17 protein-coding genes are annotated in these 18,350 nt (G+C 71.0%); 4 read left to right on the top strand and 13 right to left on the bottom strand.

Annotation, left to right across the window (positions count from 1 at the left end):
• Positions 1 to 36: 36 nt before the first annotated feature.
• Both WBQ80_RS11765 and WBQ80_RS11760 read left to right on the top strand, forming a co-directional pair.
• Positions 37 to 1,059, top strand: coding sequence for an LLM class flavin-dependent oxidoreductase (locus WBQ80_RS11765; RefSeq protein ID WP_336571792.1), 1,023 nt, complete (start codon positions 37 to 39; stop codon positions 1,057 to 1,059).
• 67 nt (positions 1,060 to 1,126) lie between these two features.
• Positions 1,127 to 1,396 (top strand): hypothetical protein, encoded by a 270-nt coding sequence (locus WBQ80_RS11760; protein WP_336571793.1) that lies wholly within the window; start codon positions 1,127 to 1,129, stop codon positions 1,394 to 1,396.
• Between the two features lie 40 nt (positions 1,397 to 1,436).
• On the opposite strand, the gene WBQ80_RS11755 is transcribed toward WBQ80_RS11760, so the two are convergent.
• Together WBQ80_RS11755 and WBQ80_RS11750 are read right to left on the bottom strand one after the other, a co-directional pair.
• A complete protein-coding gene (locus WBQ80_RS11755) occupies positions 1,437 to 1,802 on the bottom strand; it encodes a nuclear transport factor 2 family protein (protein ID WP_336571794.1) in 366 nt (121 codons plus the stop codon).
• On the bottom strand, positions 1,789 to 2,520 hold the full coding sequence (locus WBQ80_RS11750; RefSeq protein WP_336571795.1) for an alpha/beta fold hydrolase: 732 nt from the start codon (positions 2,518 to 2,520) through the stop codon (positions 1,789 to 1,791). Before WBQ80_RS11750 ends, WBQ80_RS11755 begins: the two co-directional genes overlap by 14 nt.
• A gap of 152 nt (positions 2,521 to 2,672) precedes the next feature.
• Between WBQ80_RS11750 and WBQ80_RS11745 the strand changes: the two genes are divergently transcribed.
• Positions 2,673 to 3,332 carry a GntR family transcriptional regulator gene (locus tag WBQ80_RS11745; RefSeq protein WP_336571796.1) on the top strand — a complete coding sequence of 220 codons (660 nt, stop codon included), beginning with the start codon at positions 2,673 to 2,675 and terminating at the stop codon, positions 3,330 to 3,332.
• A gap of 345 nt (positions 3,333 to 3,677) precedes the next feature.
• Here the strand turns inward: WBQ80_RS11745 and WBQ80_RS11740 are convergent, their stop codons facing one another.
• The 5 genes from WBQ80_RS11740 to WBQ80_RS11720 are packed head-to-tail and all read right to left on the bottom strand — an operon-like array spanning position 3,678 to position 10,639.
• Positions 3,678 to 4,436, bottom strand: coding sequence for an SDR family NAD(P)-dependent oxidoreductase (locus tag WBQ80_RS11740; protein ID WP_336571797.1), 759 nt, complete (start codon positions 4,434 to 4,436; stop codon positions 3,678 to 3,680).
• On the bottom strand, positions 4,426 to 5,565 hold the full coding sequence (locus WBQ80_RS11735) for an ATP-NAD kinase family protein (RefSeq protein ID WP_336571798.1): 1,140 nt from the start codon (positions 5,563 to 5,565) through the stop codon (positions 4,426 to 4,428). Before WBQ80_RS11735 ends, WBQ80_RS11740 begins: the two co-directional genes overlap by 11 nt.
• Position 5,566: 1 nt before the next feature.
• A complete protein-coding gene (gcvPB, locus tag WBQ80_RS11730; RefSeq protein ID WP_336571799.1) occupies positions 5,567 to 7,141 on the bottom strand; it encodes an aminomethyl-transferring glycine dehydrogenase subunit GcvPB in 1,575 nt (524 codons plus the stop codon).
• Positions 7,138 to 8,565: an aminomethyl-transferring glycine dehydrogenase subunit GcvPA gene (gene gcvPA / locus WBQ80_RS11725; RefSeq protein ID WP_336571800.1), complete on the bottom strand. Its 1,428-nt coding sequence runs from the start codon at positions 8,563 to 8,565 to the stop codon at positions 7,138 to 7,140. Before gcvPA ends, gcvPB begins: the two co-directional genes overlap by 4 nt.
• Positions 8,566 to 8,575: 10 nt before the next feature.
• On the bottom strand, positions 8,576 to 10,639 hold the full coding sequence (locus tag WBQ80_RS11720; protein ID WP_336571801.1) for a beta-galactosidase: 2,064 nt from the start codon (positions 10,637 to 10,639) through the stop codon (positions 8,576 to 8,578).
• 132 nt (positions 10,640 to 10,771) lie between these two features.
• Here WBQ80_RS11720 and WBQ80_RS11715 point away from each other — a divergent pair, with 132 nt between their 5' ends.
• Positions 10,772 to 11,428 carry a GntR family transcriptional regulator gene (locus tag WBQ80_RS11715; protein ID WP_336571802.1) on the top strand — a complete coding sequence of 219 codons (657 nt, stop codon included), beginning with the start codon at positions 10,772 to 10,774 and terminating at the stop codon, positions 11,426 to 11,428.
• Positions 11,429 to 11,480: 52 nt separating this feature from the next.
• Here WBQ80_RS11715 and WBQ80_RS11710 read toward each other — a convergent pair whose 3' ends face one another.
• The 6 genes from WBQ80_RS11710 to WBQ80_RS11685 are packed head-to-tail and all read right to left on the bottom strand — an operon-like array spanning position 11,481 to position 18,343.
• Complete coding sequence (locus WBQ80_RS11710; RefSeq protein WP_336571803.1) at positions 11,481 to 12,386, bottom strand: carbohydrate ABC transporter permease; 906 nt, start codon at positions 12,384 to 12,386, stop codon at positions 11,481 to 11,483.
• Positions 12,383 to 13,306, bottom strand: a complete 924-nt coding sequence (locus WBQ80_RS11705) for a carbohydrate ABC transporter permease (protein WP_336571804.1) — start codon at positions 13,304 to 13,306, stop codon at positions 12,383 to 12,385. Before WBQ80_RS11705 ends, WBQ80_RS11710 begins: the two co-directional genes overlap by 4 nt.
• A gap of 2 nt (positions 13,307 to 13,308) precedes the next feature.
• Positions 13,309 to 14,613 (bottom strand): ABC transporter substrate-binding protein, encoded by a 1,305-nt coding sequence (locus tag WBQ80_RS11700; RefSeq protein ID WP_336571805.1) that lies wholly within the window; start codon positions 14,611 to 14,613, stop codon positions 13,309 to 13,311.
• 57 nt (positions 14,614 to 14,670) lie between these two features.
• Positions 14,671 to 16,407, bottom strand: a complete 1,737-nt coding sequence (locus WBQ80_RS11695) for an amylo-alpha-1,6-glucosidase (RefSeq protein ID WP_337282563.1) — start codon at positions 16,405 to 16,407, stop codon at positions 14,671 to 14,673.
• A complete protein-coding gene (locus tag WBQ80_RS11690; protein WP_336571807.1) occupies positions 16,404 to 17,330 on the bottom strand; it encodes a carbohydrate ABC transporter permease in 927 nt (308 codons plus the stop codon). The genes WBQ80_RS11695 and WBQ80_RS11690 overlap by 4 nt, the downstream gene beginning before the upstream one ends.
• A complete protein-coding gene (locus tag WBQ80_RS11685; protein WP_337282562.1) occupies positions 17,327 to 18,343 on the bottom strand; it encodes a carbohydrate ABC transporter permease in 1,017 nt (338 codons plus the stop codon). The genes WBQ80_RS11690 and WBQ80_RS11685 overlap by 4 nt, the downstream gene beginning before the upstream one ends.
• Positions 18,344 to 18,350: the final 7 nt, after the last annotated feature.

Genomic DNA, 18,350 nt, shown 5'->3' with positions numbered 1-18,350 from the left:
CGGAATGCGCCGCCGCGCCCGGCGTTGAAGCCCTGTATGAAGCGCATCGGTTTCCTCTCGTTCGGCCACTGGTCGAATTCGCCCGGCTCGCAGACGCGATCGGCGTCCGACGTGCTGCTGCAGTCGATCGACCTGGCCGTCGCGGCCGAGGAGGTCGGTGCCGACGGCGCGTACTTCCGCGTGCACCACTACGCGAACCAGCTCGCGAGCCCGTTCCCGCTCCTCGCGGCGGCTGGGGCGAAGACGAGTCGCATCGAGCTCGGCACGGGGGTGATCGACCTGCGCTACGAGAACCCGATGTACATGGCCGAGGATGCCGGCGCCGCCGACCTCATCGCGGGCGGCCGCCTGCAGCTGGGCATCTCGCGCGGGTCACCCGAGCAGGTCATCGAGGGCTACCGCTACTTCGGCTACGAGGCACCCGAGGGCTCGACCATGGCCGACGTCGCCCGGGACAACGCGACGGTGTTCCTGAAGGTCATCGACGGGGCACGGTTCGCCGAGCCGAATCCGCGGCCGATGTTCCCGAACCCGCACCCGGGCCCGCTCGGCATCCAGCCGCAGTCGCCGGGGCTGCGCGACCGCATCTGGTGGGGCGCCGGCTCCGACTCGACCGCCGTGTGGGCGGCCGAGCAGGGCATGAACCTGATGAGTTCCACGCTCAAGGAGGACGAGTCGGGCGAGCCGTTCCACGTGCAGCAGCGCAAGCAGATCGAGGCGTTCCGCGGCGCTTGGGCCGAGGCCGGGCACGAGCGCGAACCGCGGGTCTCGGTGAGCCGGTCGATCTTCGCCATCGTGAACGACATGGACCGGAGGTACTTCGTCGGCGGCGGCGACCGGTCGGACCAGTTCGGCGTGATCGACGACTTCCGCGCCGTCTTCGGCCGCAGCTACGCCGCCGAACCCGACGTGCTCATCGAGCAGCTGCGCGAAGACGAGGCGATCGCCGCCGCCGACACGCTGCTGCTCACCGTGCCGAACCAGCTGGGCGTCGACTACAACGCGCACGTGCTCGAGTCGATCCTGACGCACGTGGCGCCGGCGCTGGGGTGGCGCTGAGCACACTCGGCCGGCAGAGCGCGTGCTCGAGGCGCCGTCGGGGGATCGCCGGCACGATACTGGACGCATGTCTTCCTCTGTCGACCAGCGCTCCAATCCGACCGCCTGGGCCGCCTTCTGGGTTGCGCTCGCCGGCCTCGTGCTCATGCCCATCCCGCTGTTCATCGGGCTCATCCTCGGTGGCGGCCTCTCCGTGATCGCCGCGATCCTCGCGGTGATCGCCCTCCTCAAGGGGCTCGCGCGCAACGGCAAGGGCATCGCGCCCGTCGTCTTCGCCGGGATCTTCATCGCGCTCACGTGGGGCGGCATCTCGGTCGGCGGCGGCACCGTCTGGTAGTGGGCCGGCGGGGCGACGCCGCGGCGCCGCCCCCATCGGCTCAGGGTGCGATGATCAGCCTCGAGATCCTGTCGTGTTCGAGGCTGAACCGATGGCGCAGGTCGACGACGCCTCCGGGGAAGTCGCCCTCCAGGTGCGCGACGACCGTCCAGTGGTCGGGACCCTCCTGACGCTGACCGATGAGCGCCGTCGTGGAGGCGTACGCGCTGCCGGACTTGTCGAGCCAGGCGCGGATGCCGTCCCGGCCGTCGTGGTCGATTCCCTCGTCGGTGACGCGGGCGTCCGCGGTGAAGACCTCGACGACCTCCTCCCTCCGCTCGTCGTCACCTTGAGCGCTCAGGTACCGGGCGACGACCGGGGGCACGGTCGCAGTGTCGTACGCGTCGAATTCGTCAGTGCGCGACACGGGTGTCCTCCGATCCCACGAGTTCCATCGAACGCTCGGCTGCGGTGACGATGACGTCGGCGACCACCTCGGCCCGGGTGATGAACGCCGCGTGGCTCCCCGGGACGTTGGTGATGTCGGCGCCGATGCGCGTGGCCATGTGCTGCAGCATGGCCTGGTCGAACGCCTTGTCCTCGGTCGCGATGACGGCCCAGCTCGGCTTGTCCCGCCAGGCGGCCGCGGTCACCGGGGTTCCGAACCCGGCCATGTCGATGGGCACCTGGCTGTCGGCGAGGAAGGCGGCGTCGGCGTCGCTCACGTCTGCGGCGAATCCGGCGTGGAAGGCGTCGCGGTTGAGGGAGCCGTACCCGTCGTCGCCGACGTCGATGACGAACTCGGGCGTGGGCGCGAACCCCTCGTACTGCTGCGAGGTGGTCTCGCCGGCGTCGGGCGCGAGCGCGGACACGTACACCAATCCGGCGACCTTGGGGTGGACGCCCGCCTCGGTGATGACGGTGCCGCCCCACGAGTGGCCGACGAGGATCGCCGGCCCGTCCTGAAGGTCGAGCACGCGGTTGGTGGCCGCCACGTCGGCCTCGAGCGAGGTGAGCGGATTCTGCACGATCGACACGCGGTAGCCGCGCGCGGTCAGCAGGTCGTAGACGCGGCGCCATCCGGATCCATCCGCGAACGCCCCATGCACGAGGACGACGTTGGTGATGCCGTGTTCGGTGTTCACGTCTCTTCCTTCCGTAGCGGCCGTTCGGCCGGTTGGGTTGCGGTCATGTGGTGTAACACCGGCGATGTGCAATATATTGCATGTCGCATGGAAGGGGCGAGCGAGGAAGGGCCGACTTGCGCCCTCGCGCTGGAGTGTGGGCAATATATTGCATGCCCATCCCTCGGAGCGTCCCCGGTGTCGACCGGTCGCTGCTGCGCGACGACGTGTTCCGTCGGCTCCGCGACGCGATCGTCGACGGCACGTTCCTGCCTGGGGAGCAGCTGAAGGATGCCGAGCTCGCAGAGTGGCTCGGCGTCAGCCGGACCCCGGTTCGCGAAGCCCTCCTTCGTCTCGGCGCGAGTGGACTCGTGGTCGCGGTGCCCGGACGATCGACGACGGTCAGCGCCATCGACCCGAAGGCCGTCAGGGACGCCCGCGACGTGGTCGCCGCCATGCACGTCCTGGTCGCACGGGAGATGGCGGGCAACCTGTCCGATGCCGCGGTGGCGCGGATGCGCGAAGCGAACGAGCGCTTCGCCCGGGCCGTCAGCGCGGGCGACACGGCCGCCGCGCTCGACGCCGATGACGAGCTGCACGCGATCCCGGTGTCCATCCTCGGGAACCGCGCCATCGAGTCAGTGCTCGACCAGTTCGGCCCCGTCGTGCGTCGAGCGGAACGCGAACGCTTCGCAGCGGGCGGGCAGGCGTCGATCGAACGGCATGAACGGCTCATCCAGCTCCTGGCCAGCGGCGACGCCGAGCGGGCATCGGAGCTCACCTTCGAGATCTGGCACAGCCTGCCGGCGGAGGGCGCCACTCCCTCGGGCTGACCACCCGCACGGAGTCAGTCAGGTCGACCGCGCCCTGCCCGACCCTGACTACGCGGGACGCACCGCGCGGTCGATCAGCTCACGAATGTCGGGAACGAGCTCCTCGAGCGGTCCTTCGACGGGGAGCCCCGGCGCGACGGCCCTGACCGGCAAGACGGCGACAGCGGATGCCGCGGCGCCGCCGTCCGGTCGTCGGCGGTCAGATTCGTCGCCGCCCAGCGCGCGATCTCGAACTCCGGATGCCGCGTGGCATCCCCTGCCGTCACCTCACGGTTGCGGTCGGCGAACCGCTCGACCCCGGTCGCGTCGACGAGCCGGTCGCGTTCACCGCGGCTCCGAGGCTTCCTAGGCGATTCCGCCTCCATCCACCACGAGGGCCGAGCCCGTGACGTAGCTGGATTCGTCGCTCGCGAGCCAGACCACCGCAGCGGCGATCTCCCGCGGCTCGCCCATCCGCCTCAGCGGCCGGTCGGCCGCCTCGGCCAGGAACGCGGCCGGGTCCTCGCCGAGCTGCTGCGCCTCATCTCGAAGCATCCCGGTGTTCACGTCTCCGGGGTTCACGGAGTTCACGCGGATGCCCTGCGGGCCGTGGTCGATGGCGAGCGCACGCGTCATGTTGACGACCGCGCCCTTGGAGGCGCAGTACGAGATGGCCCGTCCGCCACCCTTCAGACCCCATCCGGAGCCGGTGTTGATGATCGAGCCACCACCGGCCGCGGCCATGATCGGCACGACGTGCTTGCACATGAGGAAGATCGACCGCACGTTCACGCCGAACACGCGGTCCCATTCCTCGGCGCTCGTCTCGACCGCGGTCGTGCGGCGGATGATGCCCGCGTTGTTGAAGACGACGTCCACGCCGCCGAACTCGGCCACCGTGGTGGCGACGACCCGCTCGATGTCGGCCTCGCTCGAGACATCCGCCTGGATGCCGATCGCCCGGAAGCCCGCGTCGCGGATCTCGGCGACGACCGCGTCGGCGGCCTCGCCGTTCAGGTCGACCACCGCGACCTCGGCGCCCTCGGCGGCGAGGGCCATGGCCGTGGCGCGGCCGATGCCGCCCGCCCCTCCGGTGATGATCGCCTTCTTCTGCTCAAGCCGCATGGTCTGCTGTTCCTTCGTTCTCGGGTGCGTGGACTGGGTAGATGCTGGTGGTGGACGGGCCGGTGATGACGCGCACGAACCCGGCGAGCCGGGCGTCCATCCGCGTGTCGCCGGTGTCGACGAGGAGCGGACGCCCCTCGAGCTCGATGAGCTTCTGTTCGGGCGCGACCGCCAACACGGGGTCGTCGCCGATAGCCTCGAGCACGCGCGCCGAGAGCTGCTGGTTGCCGCGGCCGAGGAGGAAGCCCTGACCCCCGATGATCGAGACGATCGCCTGGGCGGGACCGGCGGCGACCTGCTCGAGCAGTTCCTTCTCGGAGGCGCCCGCGACGACGACCCGGCCGTCGAGCACGACGTCGACGCCGAGCGGGGTCTTCTCGACGCCCAGCTCGCGCGCGACCTCGGCCATCGTGCCGCCCGGACCGAGCAGGTACCTGACGCCGGGCTGCATGCGGGCGACCGCGCCGCGCGCGGCGAGGCGCACCGCCGCCCGGTCGTCGGCCGGCGTCGCGGCCTTGCGCGCCTGGGTGCGTCCGGGCCGGAACGGCACCCGGATGGTCGCGTACAGCCGCGGCTCGACGCGGGCCCGGCGCAGTTGCGCCTCGTCGACGTCGAGCACCTCGCGCTCCACGGTCGGGAGCCCGCGTTCCTCGAGCCAGGCGGCGGCGAGCGCTCCGGCGGCGCTCGGGCCGACCGCGAAGACCGGCGAGTACATCTTGACGCCGGCGGGGATGCCGAGCGCGACCGCCGACGATGGCAGGCCGGCCGCGACATCCCGAGCCGTGCCGTCGCCGCCCGTGAACAGCAGCAGCTCGACGCCCACGTCGGCGAGCGCACGAGCGGCCGCCGTCGTGTCCGACGGGGACGTCGGCGACCGCGGATGCCACACGACGATGGGTTCGAGCCCAGCGGCACGGACCACATCCGCTCCCATCGGGCCGGCCGCCGTCACGATCCGCTCATCGGGTCGCGCGGACGCCACGACGGCGAGCGCCGCGACGGCGCGCTCGGCCGCCCGCGGTCGCGCGCCCCGCTCGCCGGCTCGGCGCTGCACGTCGGCACCGTCGCTTCCGGCGAGCCCGGCAGGGCCGCCGACGCCGGCGACCGGGTTCACGATGAGCCCGATCACGTCATGCTCCGACGGCGTGCGGGTACTTGCGTCGGTACGCCCGCCAGGTGATGGCCCACCGCTCGGGGTCGTCGAGGTCGTCGTGGTGCGTGTGGTGCACGGTCTGCCGGTGCGGCGCCGTGCGCACGACCTCGGGGGTCTCGCGCGCCTCGCGGGCGACCTCGGCCAGCACGTCGGCGTACTCGTCGAGCTCGGCCTTCGAGTACGACTCGGTGGGCTCGAGCGTGAACGGCTGCGGGACGACGTAGGGGTGGTGGCTCGTCCAGTAGTGCATGCCGAAGTCGCTCGCGCGGATGCCGATCTCCTCCGAGGTGATGCCGGTCTCCTTGAAGAGCTCCTGCCATGAGTAGCGCACCTGCTCGATGCGTCGGCGCCCGGTCGCGTACGGTGCTGACGCGCCGGGGATCTCGAGGATCCGCTTCATCAGGTAGTTGTTGTTCAGCACCGCCGTCTCGGCGACGGCGCGCAGCCCGTCGGCCCCGAGGGCCATCATCCACGCGTACGCGCGGACGATGTTGGGTACGACACCGTGGAACGGCCCGATGGAACCGATCGACAGCGGGCCAGCCTCGCGGACCTCATAGCGGTCGCCCTCGCGCACGACGCGCGGACCGGGCAGGAAGGGCGCGAGCGCGGCGCTGACGCCGTTCGCGCCCGTGCCGGGCCCGCCGGATCCGTGCGGGGTGCCGAAGGTCTTGTGCACGTTGAAGTGGCAGACGTCGAAGCCCGCGTCCCGCGCCCGGGTGATGCCGAGGATGCCGTTGGCGTTGGCCTGGTCGTACGAGGCGACTGCGCCGACGGCGTGGGCCGCATCGACCCACTCCTTGATCGCCGGGTTGTAGATGCCCGTGTCCTCGGGATTGGTGACCATGATCGCGGCCGTACGCGGCGAGAGCGCCCGCCTGAGCGCCTCGAGGTCGGGGTAGCCGTCCGGGTCGGGGTGGAGGGTGATCACCTCGTATCCGGCCGCCTTCGCTGCGGCAGCGTTCGAGGGGTGGCTGAACATGGTCGTGATGACCTCGCGGCGCTGCGCGCCTTCGCCGTTCGCCTCGTGGTACGCGCGGATCATCGCGATGTTCGCCCAGATGGCGGCGGAGCCGCCCTGGGTGTGCAGCGAGACCTCGTCCATTCCGGAGATCTCTGCGAGCATCCGCTCGGTGCGCCAGATGATCTCGAGCGCACCCTGCGCGTCGGCGGGGTCCTGCAGCGGATGCATCGCCGAGAGCTTCGGGGTCGCGATCAACTGCTCGTTGACCTTCGGCGCGTACTTCATCGTGCAGGTGCCCTGGCCGACGTCGACGTTGAGGTCGGCGCCGAGGTTCTCCTGCGAGAGGCGCAGGTAGTGCTTGAGTACCCGCATCTGGCCCATCTCCGGCAGGGCGGGCGGGGTCGTGCGGGCGAGCCCCTCGGGCAGGGCGGCGGTCGGGTCGCCGACGGCGTCGCGCACGCCGGGCTCGACCTGGGTGACGAGCACACCCCGTTCCCCGGGGGTGGAGAGCTCGAAGATGAGCGGTTCGTCCCAGCGCGCCTGGTGGAACCGGCGGTGGGCGGGCTTCGGGGCGATGGGCAGGCTCATGCGCGGTGCTCCTCGTGGTCTGCGATGGGGTCGAGCGTGGATGCGGCCTCCGCGGCGGATGCCGCCACGAGACCGGTGACCGCGGCGGCGAGCCGGTCGATGTCGCGCTGCGAGGTCATCTCGGTGACGCACACGACGAGCTCGTGCTCGCCGGCGGCGACGCCGGGCTCGATGCCGTCGGCACGCAGCGCCGCGACGATGCCCGGGGCGGTGAGGCCGGCGCCGGAGACGTCGATCGCGAACTCGCGCAGGTGCACGGCACGGTCGGTGAGGCGGATGCCGGGGATGGCGCCGAGTGCGCGCTGCGCGTAGGCGGTGCGGGCGAGCAGCACCTCGCCGAGCTCCCGCATGCCCTGCGGCCCCATCAGGGCGAGGTGCACGCCGGCGGCGATGCCCCAGAGTGCGGCGGCGGTGCCGACCCACTCCTTCCCCTCCTCGCGGAGGGCGAACGAGGTGCGGTCGTAGGCGACGTCGCCGAAGCCGATCTCGCCGGGCACGTCAGTCGTCGCGAGGCCGAACAGGCGCGAGGGCATCTCCATGACGAAGCGGGGGTCGTCGTGCACGGCGATGAAGCCGCCGTGGGCGCCGCCGTACCACTGATGCAGGCCGAGCGACTGGATGTCGCCGCAGACGATGTCGGCGCCCTGCTCGGCGGGCGGGGTCAGGATCCCGTAGCCGACGGGGTCGGTCCCGACGACGAGGATCGCGCCGACCGCGTGCGCGGCGTCGGCGAGCGCCTGCAGCCGGTGCTCGACAGCCCCGGTGCGGCTCGGGGTCTCGACCCAGACCGCGGCGACATCGTCGCCGAGCCGCTCGGCGATGGCGGCGACATCCGCCGTGCCGTCGACGGGGTCGACGAACTCGAGGTCGAGGTGCACCCGCACGTAGTCACGGACCCTGGAGAGCTTCGCGGGCAGCACGTCGCTCGCGACGAGCACGCGGCGCCGGCCGGTGATGCGTCCGGCCATCGACAGGCCGGTCGCGGTGGCCTGGAACCCGTCGTAGGTGGGCACGTTGACGACGTCCATCGAGAGCAGTTCGCCCATGAGCGACTGGTACTGCCAGAGCGCCTGGAAGCGGCCGTGGTCCTCGTAGGGCTCGCCCGCATAGGCGGTGAGGAACTCGCTGCGGCCGATGACCTCGTCGACGACGGCGGGCACGTGGTGGTGGTAGGTGCCCTGTCCGAGGAAGCTCAGCCGTTCGGTCGTCGGCACGTTCTTCCCGAGCAGCCCCGAGACGTGGCGCACGAGGTCCTGCTCGGCCACGAGCGGCTCGGGCAAGTCCAGGGCGCGGCCGAGACGCAGTCCGTCGGGCACGTCGGCGTAGAAGTCCTCGACGGATGCCGCGCCCACGGCGGCGAGCATCTCGGCGCGCACGTCGGGCGCGGTGTTCGGGATGTACGGATGCACGAACGGTCGATTCATGGGTGGTGCCTCACTCGGTGGGGTCGGACAGGGTGATGAAGGGAGGCTCGCTCGCGCGTGGCGAGGCGAGGACGGCGGCGCCGAGCGGCGGGAGGACGAGCCGCGCGGCGACGTCCCGGTCGGCGAGCAGGTCGGTCGCGCCCTCGGGCACGTCGACGACGAGCTCACTCGGGCCGTGGTTCAGCACGAACGTGTAGTCGGTGCGGTCATCAGCGCGGGTGACGGCCTCGAGGTGCGGGTCGGTGCGGTCGCGCGCGGGCAGTCCGGCGTCGGCGAGGGCCCGTCGCATGGCGGCGACGAGGCCGTCGGGGTCGAGCACCGCGCCGAAGTACCAGGCGGTGCCCGCGCCGTGCGGGCGGCGGGTGATCGCGGGTCGTCCGTCGAGCACGCCGTCGGCGAAGCGGGCGACGACGGATGCGTCGAGGCCGGCCTCGATCCACTCGGCCCAGACCGGCGCCTCGTGGCGCTCGCCGTCGAGGTCCAGCTGCTCGACCGAGCCGTCGGGCACGGGCCACGGCTCGTCGACCTCGATGCCGAGGAGTGCGCGGAGCGGTCCCGGCGCTCCTCCGTCGTGGACCTTCTCAGTCGGGTCGACGACGCCGGAGAACGGGCCGACGACGACGGTCCCGCCGGCGGCAGCGTACGCCTCGAGCGCTGCGGCCTGCGCGGCATCCGTCACATAGAGGTTCGGCACGACGATGAGGTCGTATCCGTCGAACGGGCCGGTCGCGCGCACGGCGTCGACGGCGTGGCCGAGCGCGTGCAGGGCGGCGTGCCAATCGCGGGCCTGCTGCAGCCAGCTCAGGCGCTGCGACGGGAGCGATTCGGTCGCGCTCGTGGCCCACCATGAGTCCCAATCGACGACGAGCGCCACGCGACTGCGCACCCGCGAGCCGCGGACCGCCGCGAGCCGCTGGAGCTCACGGCCGAGCGCCGCGGTCTCCCGGAAGGTGCGGGACGACTCGCCGCGGTGCCCGAGCATCGCCGAGTGGAACTTCTCCTGCCCGTACCGAGCCTGTCGCCACTGGAAGAACATGGCGCCGTCGGAGCCGTGGGCGACGGCCTGCAGGCTGTCGATGCGCATCCGTCCGGGCGCCTTCGGCACGTTGACGTCGCGCCAGCTCACTGCGCTCGCGGCCTGCTCGAGCAGCAGCCACGGCTGTCCGTCCTTCAGCGAGCGCATCAGGCCGTAGTTCAACGCCGCGGGGACGTGGGCGTGCGGGTCAGCCGGATCGGGGTAGGCATCGTCGGTGACGAGGTCCTCGTGCTCGGCGAAGCGCCAGTAGTCGAGGTCGCGGAAGAGGCTCATGAAGTTCGTCGTGACCGGCAGCTCGGGCGTGACCTCGCGCAGCACGTCGACCTCGACGCGGAAGAGCTCGAGCAGCGCATCGGAGCTGAAGCGCTCGAAGTCGAGCAGCTGGGTCGGGTTGACCGGGCCGGTCGCGCGACGGGGCGGCTCGATCTGCGCCCATGCCGTGTAGCGCTGGCCCCAGACGTTCACGCCCCAGGCCTCGTTGAGCCCGTCGACGTCCCCGTAGCGGGCCTCGAGCCACCGGCGGAAGTGCGCGGCCGACTCGGGGCACCAGCAGCGGGCGACGTGGTCGCCGTACTCGTTGGAGACGTGCCAGAGCACGACCGCGGGGTGCTGCCCGTAGCGCTCGGCCATCGCGCGGGCCATCCGCGCGACGTGCTCACGCCAGACGGGCGAGCTCGGGCAGTAGGCCTGGCGCGAACCGAACTCGAGGCGTCGGCCGTCGGCGTCCCACGGCAGCATCTCGGGGTGGGCGCGCACGAGCCATGCGGGCGGCGTGGCGGTCGCGGTGGCGAGATCGATGCGGATGCCGCCCGCCCACAGGACGTCGATGACGCGGTCGAGCCACGCCCACTCGTACACGCCGGGCGCGGTCTCGAGCTGCGGCCACGAGAACACGGGCAGGCTCACGAGATTCACGCCCGCCTCCTGCATGAGGCGCACGTCCTCGTGCCAGACCGCTTCGGGCCACTGGTCGGGGTTGTAGTCGCCGCCGAAGGCGAGGGCATCGAGGCGGATGCGGCGCGGTGTCGCGTCGGTCACGCGGGTCCTCTCGGTCGGATGTCTGTACAGGTGGTTCTGCGCACTGTATTCTGTATACAGATACGGTATGCCGCAAGTCGCCGGGGGTCAAGCCCTAGGCTTACGGCGTCGGCCCGACCGGCTGGAGGATGGATGGCGATCGAACGCAAGAACCTGCGTTCCCAGGTGCGCGACGAGCTGCTCGCCCGCATGCGCGCCGGGCAGGTGAGCCCCGGCGAGGGCATCAACGAGGTGCAGCTCGCCGCCGAGCTCGGCGTCAGCCGGACCCCGCTCCGCGAGGCGCTCATCGCGCTCGAGAGCGAGGGGCAGATCACCAGCGAGAACGGCAAGGGCTTCCGCTTCGTCCCGCTCTCCGCGACCGAGTTCGAGGAGCTCGCCCCGGTCATGGCCGCGCTCGAGACCCTCGCCCTCGAGCTGACCCCCCGCGACGAGCTGAAGGCCATCGGCCGGCGGCTCGAGGCACTGAGCGCGGAGTTCCAGCAGGAGGTGGTCGAGCACGCCCTCGTCGTCACGAAGGACGACGAATGGCACTCGATCATGCTCTCCGCCTGCCCGAACCGACGCCTGCTCGAGGTCATCGAGAGCACGCGCGGCGCGTTCCACCGGTACGAGTCGCTCCTCGTGCCCAACGACGTGATGATCGAGCGGGTCGCGGCCGAGCACGCCGAGATCGCCCGGCACCTCGCCCGAGGCGACGTGGCCGCGGCATCCGTCGCCCTGAAGGCGAACTGGATGAACGGCATGCGCCGCATCGTCGAGAACGCCTCGAGCGCGTACTTCAGCGCCTGACGAGGCGCGGGCCCGGCGCACCGGACCCGTCACCTCGCCGCCGCGCACGAGGTCACCCCTTCACGGCTCCCCCGAGCAGGCCCGCCACGAACTGCCGCTGGAAGACCAGGAAGAGCAGCATCAGCGGGAGCGTCGCGAGCAGCGACCCGAGCATGAGCCCCGAGTAGTCGACACGGGAGAGCCCGATCATCGTGTTGAGCGCGACGGGCACCGTGTAGTTCGACTCAGTGTTCAGCATCAACAGCGGCCAGATGAACGCGTTCCACTGGCTGATGAAGGTGTAGATGATCAGGGCCGCGATCTGCGGGCGCGCGACCGGCAGCACGATCCGGTAGAAGGTCCGCAGTTCGTTCGCTCCGTCGATGCGGGCGGCCTCGATGAGCGAGACGGGGAAGTCCAGGAACGCCTGGCGCATGAGGAAGATGCCGAATGCGTTGGCGAGGAACGGCAGGATCACGGCCTGAAAGGTGTCGATCAGTCCGGCGCTCGCCATCATCTGGAACAGCGGCACGAGCAGCACCTGCATCGGGATCATCATCGTCACGAGCACGACGCCGAGCAGCACCCCGCGGCCCCGGAACCGGTAGGTCGCCAGGCCGTAGCCGCACATGAGGCTCACGATCGAGCTGAACACGGTATAGACCACGGCGATGAGCGCGCTGTTCAGCATGACGCGCCCGAACTGCACCGACTCCTCGAGGCGGGCGAGATTGGTCCAGAACTCACCTCCCGGGAGCACGGGCAGGGGCGTGGCGAAGAGCTCGGCCGTGGTGTGCGTCGAGGCGACGATCATCCAGGCGAACGGCAGCACCGAGATGACGGCGGCCACGGCGAGCGCGACGTAGACGGGCGCGCGGAGGACCGCACGGCGGATGCGGGATCCGGGCGCTGCGGGCGGGGACGGCGCAGGCGAGGGGCTCGCTGCCCGCGCGGTCGACCGGGTCGAGACGACGGTCATGGCTTCTCCCTCATGAGCCGGAATTGGACGACCGCGATGACGGCGGTGATCCCGACGAGCAGCCACGCGATCGCGGAGGCGTAGCTGAAGTCGAACTGCCGGAAGCCGACCTTGTAGAGGTAGAGCACCGGCGTGAGTGTGGCGTCGTTCGGGCCGCCCTCGGTCAGGATCCAGTTCTCGTCGAAGAGCTGGAGCGCGCCGATGGTCGAGGTCACCGTCGTGAAGATGAGCACGGGATGCAACTGCGGCAGCACGACCCTGGTGAACGTCTGCCAGCGCCCCGCGCCGTCGATCCGTGCGGCCTCGTAGAGCTCGGCCGGGATGGACTGGAGTCCGGCGAGGATGATCACCATGTTGTAGCCCGTCCAGCGCCAGGTGATCGCCGCGATGAGCGCGACGCGCGCCCACCACTCGTCGTTCAGCCAGTCGACGGGTGCGATACCGACGAGGCCGATGAGCTGGTTGATCGCGCCGCCGTCGGTGGCGAGCATGACCCGGAACACGACGGCGTACGCGACGAGCGTGGTGACCGCGGGCAGGAAGACCAGCAGGCGGAATCCCGCCCGGAACCGCAGCCACGCCTGGTTCAGGAGGTAGGCCAGTCCCACGGCGAGCGCGATCATGAGCGGCACCTGGACCACGAGGATCATTCCGGCGTTGAGCAGGCTCTTGCCCACGAGCGGGTCCCGGAACAGTCGGGCGTACTGGTCGAATCCCACCCAGGTCGTGATGCCGCCGGATGTCGCGTGCAGGCTCTGCCACAACGAGGTCGCGAGCGGGTAGGCGAAGAAGACGGCGAGCAGCAGCGCGGCCGGAAGCGTGAACCACGCCCCCGGGCGCTGGAGCCTGCGCCCCAGCGCCCGACGGCGTGTCGTCCCGACCCCGCCTCGCTCGCGGAGCGCGAGTGAGGTGGAGGCCACGGCTACTCGGCGATCTCGCGGCCGGTCGCGGTGGCGATCTGCGCCGCCGCGTCCTGCAGCACTGTCGCCGGGTCGGCGCCGTTCAGCACGGCGGCGACGACCGCGTTGCCGACGATGTCGGTCGCTTCGGCGTTGTCGGTCGTGAACGTGATGCTCGGGATCTGCGCCGTCTGCTCGGCGAACAGCTCGTAGACCGCCTGGCCGCCGAAGTAGTCCTGCGGTGCCGAGAAGTACTCGTCCTCGAGCGCGGGCAGGTAGGAGGGGAACAGTCCCTCCTCGGCCATCATCGAGGCCTGGCGGTCGGCGTCGGCCAGCACGTACTCGATGAACGCGGCCGCGAGGTCGGGGTTCTCCGCCTGCGCGGGGATCGCGAGCCCGGAGCCGCCGGAGTTCGAGGTGCGCACGCCGCCTTCCTCGAAGGCCGGCAGCTCGGTGACGCCGTAGGTTCCGGCGAGTTCGGGCGCATCCCCGAGCAGCGTCCCGATCCACCAGACGGCCTCGGGCGTGACGGCGGAGTCGCCGCTCTTGGCGGAGGTGACGCGGCCGTCCCAGCCCTTGACGTTCTTGAGCAGCCCGCGCTCGTTCATGGTCTGCAGGAGGGTCAGCGCTTCGACCGCCTCCGGCGAAGCGACGGTGATGTCGCCGTTCTCGTCGAAGAGGCCCTGGCCCTGCTGCTGCAGGAGCATCTGGAATCCGCCGCCGGTGGCGACGTCGAGCGAGAGCAGCGTGTGGCCGGTCTCCGCCTTGATCCGCTCGCCCGCCTCGACGAGGTCGTCCCAGGTCTCGACGTCGGCCGGATCGATGCCGGCCGCCTCGAAGTAGTCGGCGCGGTAGAACAGGGCGACCGTGCCCGAGTCCCACGGCACGATCTTCAGTGCCCCGTCCTCGTCGGAATGGGCCGACCACTTGAACGGGTCGAAGTCCGACTCGTGCTCTGCGAAGACCGGCGTGAGGTCGACGAGTCCGGCCGGGAACTCGGCGATGTAGCCCGGGGCCCGGTCGGTCTCGATGGTGACGACGTCGGGCAGTCCGCTTCCCGCCTGCAGACCGACGGAGAGCTTGTCGTAAGCGTTGTCGTAGCCGACGTCGACGACCTCGACCGACGTACCCGGGTGCTCGGCCTCGAACTCCTCGGCGAGGCGGTCGAGCGCGGTTGCGGCGACATCCCACGACCACACCGTGATCTCGCCGGCCGGCGTCGCATCGGGATCGAGCTGGACGGGTGCGGCGCTGCCCGTGCCGCCCATCGCGCAGCCGGAGAGCAGGGCGAGTGCGGCGACGGGTGCGAGCAGGGTGAGGCGTTTCATGTGACTCCTTCGTCGGTGGGGGGATGCGTCGGCGGGCGCCGGCGCGGGTGCGGGTGCTCAGGCGTCGTGCGACAGCGCAACCGCGAGGTCGATGAAGAGGGCGGCCGACCAACCGAACGCAGTGGTGGCGCTCGCGGCGCGTTCGCCGGTGTACGGGTCGAAGTACTCGTGCGGTCCGCCGGCGTGCATGACGAGCTCGACGGTGCGCTCGGCGAGTCGGCGAGCACGGTCCGAGTGGCCGGATCGCTCGAGACCCTCCACGATCAGTGCGTTGGTGTTCACCCAGACAGGACCGCGCCACATCCGCTGCGGGGTGTGGTCGGGATCGCCGACGGCCACCGTCGGGATCGGCCAGGGCGTGGCGAACCGGTCGGGGTCGTCGAGGGCGGCCACGAGCACGTCGACGACCGTCTCCGGCAGCTCGCCGGTCAGCAACGGCATCAGTCCGACGATCGTGTCGCTCTCGATGGGCGCGCCCGCGGCGAGCGACCGGAACCGGCCACTGGGCTCGTCCCAGAGCGTGAGCAGGCATTCGAGCGTCCGCCTCGCGCGCTCGCGGTGAGCGGATGCCGCGGCCGCGCGGCCTGCGGCGGGCTCCGGCTCGGCGCCCCACCGTTCGACGAGCGCGGCGAGCTCGAGGTCCTGCCGGATGAGGTAGGCGGCGAGGTCCGGCGTCGTCGTCGGCAGCGGACCGTCGAACACCGGGCTGTCGTCGAGACCCGACGAGTACGGGTGCCCGTACTCGGGCAGTCCGTCTCCGTCGAGGTCGGAGTGGGTGAACCACCAGTCCTGCGAGCGGCGGATGGTGGCGATCATGCGTCGCGCCCAGTCGGCGGACGCGTCGCGGTCGGCCTCGAGTACTTTGCGCAGCGCCCACGCCGCCAGCGGCGGCTTGGTCAGCGGGACCGGCGCCGACGGGTCGGCGACGGCGGAGCCGGCGCGCCGGAGCGTCTCCCGGTCGGCGGCGGGCAGGTCGTCGCTGCTCGCCAGCACCCCCTCCTCGTGGACCACGTCCGGCAACTGCCCCTCGGCGGTGGGGAACCGGAGTGCGAGGTCGAGCTGCTCGCGCGCCAGTTCCGGGTCCCCGTGGCGCAGGCCCACGGCGATGAAGTAGGCGTCCCACTGCCACAGGCCGACGTACCCGATCTTCGACGGGACGACGGCGCGCGCGTCGCCGAGCTGCGGCAGCTCGACGATGTTGGCGCCGAGGACCCACCAGCAGAACGCCGCCATGTCCTGAAGGCCCGGTCGCACGATCGGGCACGTCGCGAACCAGTCGAGCCACACCTGCCGGGTCGCTTCGAGGTGTTCGGCGTGGTCGTCCGACCGCGTGAACTCGACCTCGCGCGACCGATCGAGTCTGAACATGACGGACGCCGGGTGCCGCCCGCCGATCGGGAGCTCCTCCGGCTCCTCGCCGGCCCGTCGCGTCCACCGCACCAGGGCACGATCGCCGCTCCCCACGCCGACCGACCACGCCGACGGGCCGGCGAAGGTGAGCGTGACGCTCTCACCGAACTCGATCGCGTGCGGCAGCACCCGCGTGACGGGCATCGTCACGCCGGCGGCGTCGCACATCTCGAGCGCATCCATCGCGACGCACTCGGCCAGCGAGCGTTCGTACTCCGAGGTGTGCACGCGCAGCCGGTCGCCGTCGCGCAGGATCAGGATGCGCGAGCGCGGCAGCGTGAACGGTGCCCCGACGAGGTCGAGGTGGGCGCCCGCGTGTTCGGCGGCGGATGCGGCATCCGCTCGCCCCACGACACGACGCGTCGACACCGGCGTGACGCTCATCGGCCGCCCAGCCCGGACGCGGCCATGCTGTTCAGGATTCGGCGCTGCCCGATCACGAAGGCCACGAGCATGGGGATCGTGGCGAGCGCCGACGCCGCCATCACGAGCCCGTAGTCGACCGAGCCGAACTGACCGCGGAAGCTCGCGAGCAGGAGGGGCACGGTGAACAGGTCGGGCGAGTTCAGCAGCACGAGCGGGAACAGGAAGCTGTTCCACACGTCGAGCGCGACGATGATGCCGAGCGCGCCGAGGCCGGGCTTGAGGTTCGGCAGGATGATCGTCCAGAACGTGCGCCAGCGACCCGCGCCGTCGACGAGCGCGGCCTCCTCCAGCTCCTTCGGCAGGCTGAGCACGAACTGGCGCATGAGGAACACGGCGAAGGGGTTCACGAGCATCGCCGGCACGATGAGCGAGAGGTGGGAGTCGACCCATCCGAACTCGGCCATCAGCAGGTAGAACGGGATCAGCGTGACCTGCTTGGGGATCATCTGCGTCGCCAAGAACACGATGAAGAGCACGCGGCTGCCGCGGAAGCGGATCCGGGCGAACGCGTAGCCCGCCATCGACGCGGTGAGCAGCGTGCCCACGACGGCCAGCACGCAGATGTAGATGCTGTTCAGGTACGCCTGCGCGAAGGGCACGGCGTTCCACGCGTCGACGTACTTGTCGAGCGTCCACGGGTCGGGCCAGAAGCTCAGCGGGTCCTGCAGCAGCTGCGGCAGTGTCTTGAACGAGGTCAGCAGCATCCAGACGAAGGGGAACACCATCGCGAGGCCCGCGACGACGAGGGCAGCGTGGATGAGGACCCGGCCGACGGTTCGGCGGGTGCGGTCGCGTCCGGGACGAGGGCCGGCGCCGTGGTCGCCCCCGCTCTCGAGGTCCGGATCGCCGACGAGCGGCGGGGTCAGGTCTGCGGCGGTCATGCGGCGTCATCCTCGTAGTGGACGAACTTCTTCTGCGCGCCGAACTGGATCGCGGTGATGACGAGGGTCAGCAGCAGCAGGATCACGGAGGCGGCGCTGGACGGACCGAACTCGAACCGTCCGAAGCCCAGGTCGTAGATGTGGTAGACGATTGTGCGGGTCGCGTTGTCGGGGCCCGCGTTCGCGGTGAGCACGAACACCGTGTCGAACGTCTGCAGCGACGAGATGAACGCCACGATCGACGAGAAGAACACGATCGGCGAAAGCAGCGGCAAGCGGATGCTGCTGAAGAGCCGCCATGCGCCGGCCCCGTCGATGCGCGCGGCCTCGATCACCGACGGCGAGATGTTCTGCAGCCCGGCGAGGAAGATGATCACGTTCAACCCGAGCGACGACCAGATCGACACGATGCACACCGCGAGGAGCGCGAGGCGCGGGTCGTTGAGCCAGTCGGGCGGGGCGACGCCGAACACGCTCGCGATCGTGGTGCTCAGCACCCCGTCGGCGCGGAAGAGCTGCTGCCAGATCATCGCGACCGCGACCGTGCTGGTGACCACGGGAGCGAAGAACAGGATGAGGTAGAGCGTGCGCGTGCGCAGCCGCTCGAGCGCGACGGCGATGACGACCGCGATGCCGAGGCCCACTGGCACCGTGATGAGGGCGATGAGCAGCGTGTTCACGATCGATCGCAGGAGCAGTTCGTCTTGGAGCTGCGCCGTGAAGTTCTCGAAGCCGACCCATTCGAGCTCGGTGAGGCCGTTCCATGACGCGAACGCCAGGACGAGGCTCGCGACGAACGGCAGCAGCACGAACAGGGCCATGCCGACGAGCTGCGGGGCGACGAAGACGTATCCCCAGCGGCGGTCGCGGCGACGCCAGGCCGCTTCGCGCCGCGGGCCGGTTCCGTCCGAACTCGACGTGCGGGGACTGCTCGTCGCGGAGCCGGCGGGCGGTGTTGCGGGCGCGGGCGGCGCGACCGGGGTCCCGGTCGCGCCGCCCGTCGTGATCGCCATGGGTCGA

The organism is Agromyces sp. CCNWLW213 (assembly GCF_037199545.1).
Lineage (GTDB): Bacteria > Actinomycetota > Actinomycetes > Actinomycetales > Microbacteriaceae > Agromyces.
The sequence above is the reverse complement of the archived record's forward strand: the minus strand, read 5'-3'. Positions and strand labels throughout refer to the sequence as shown.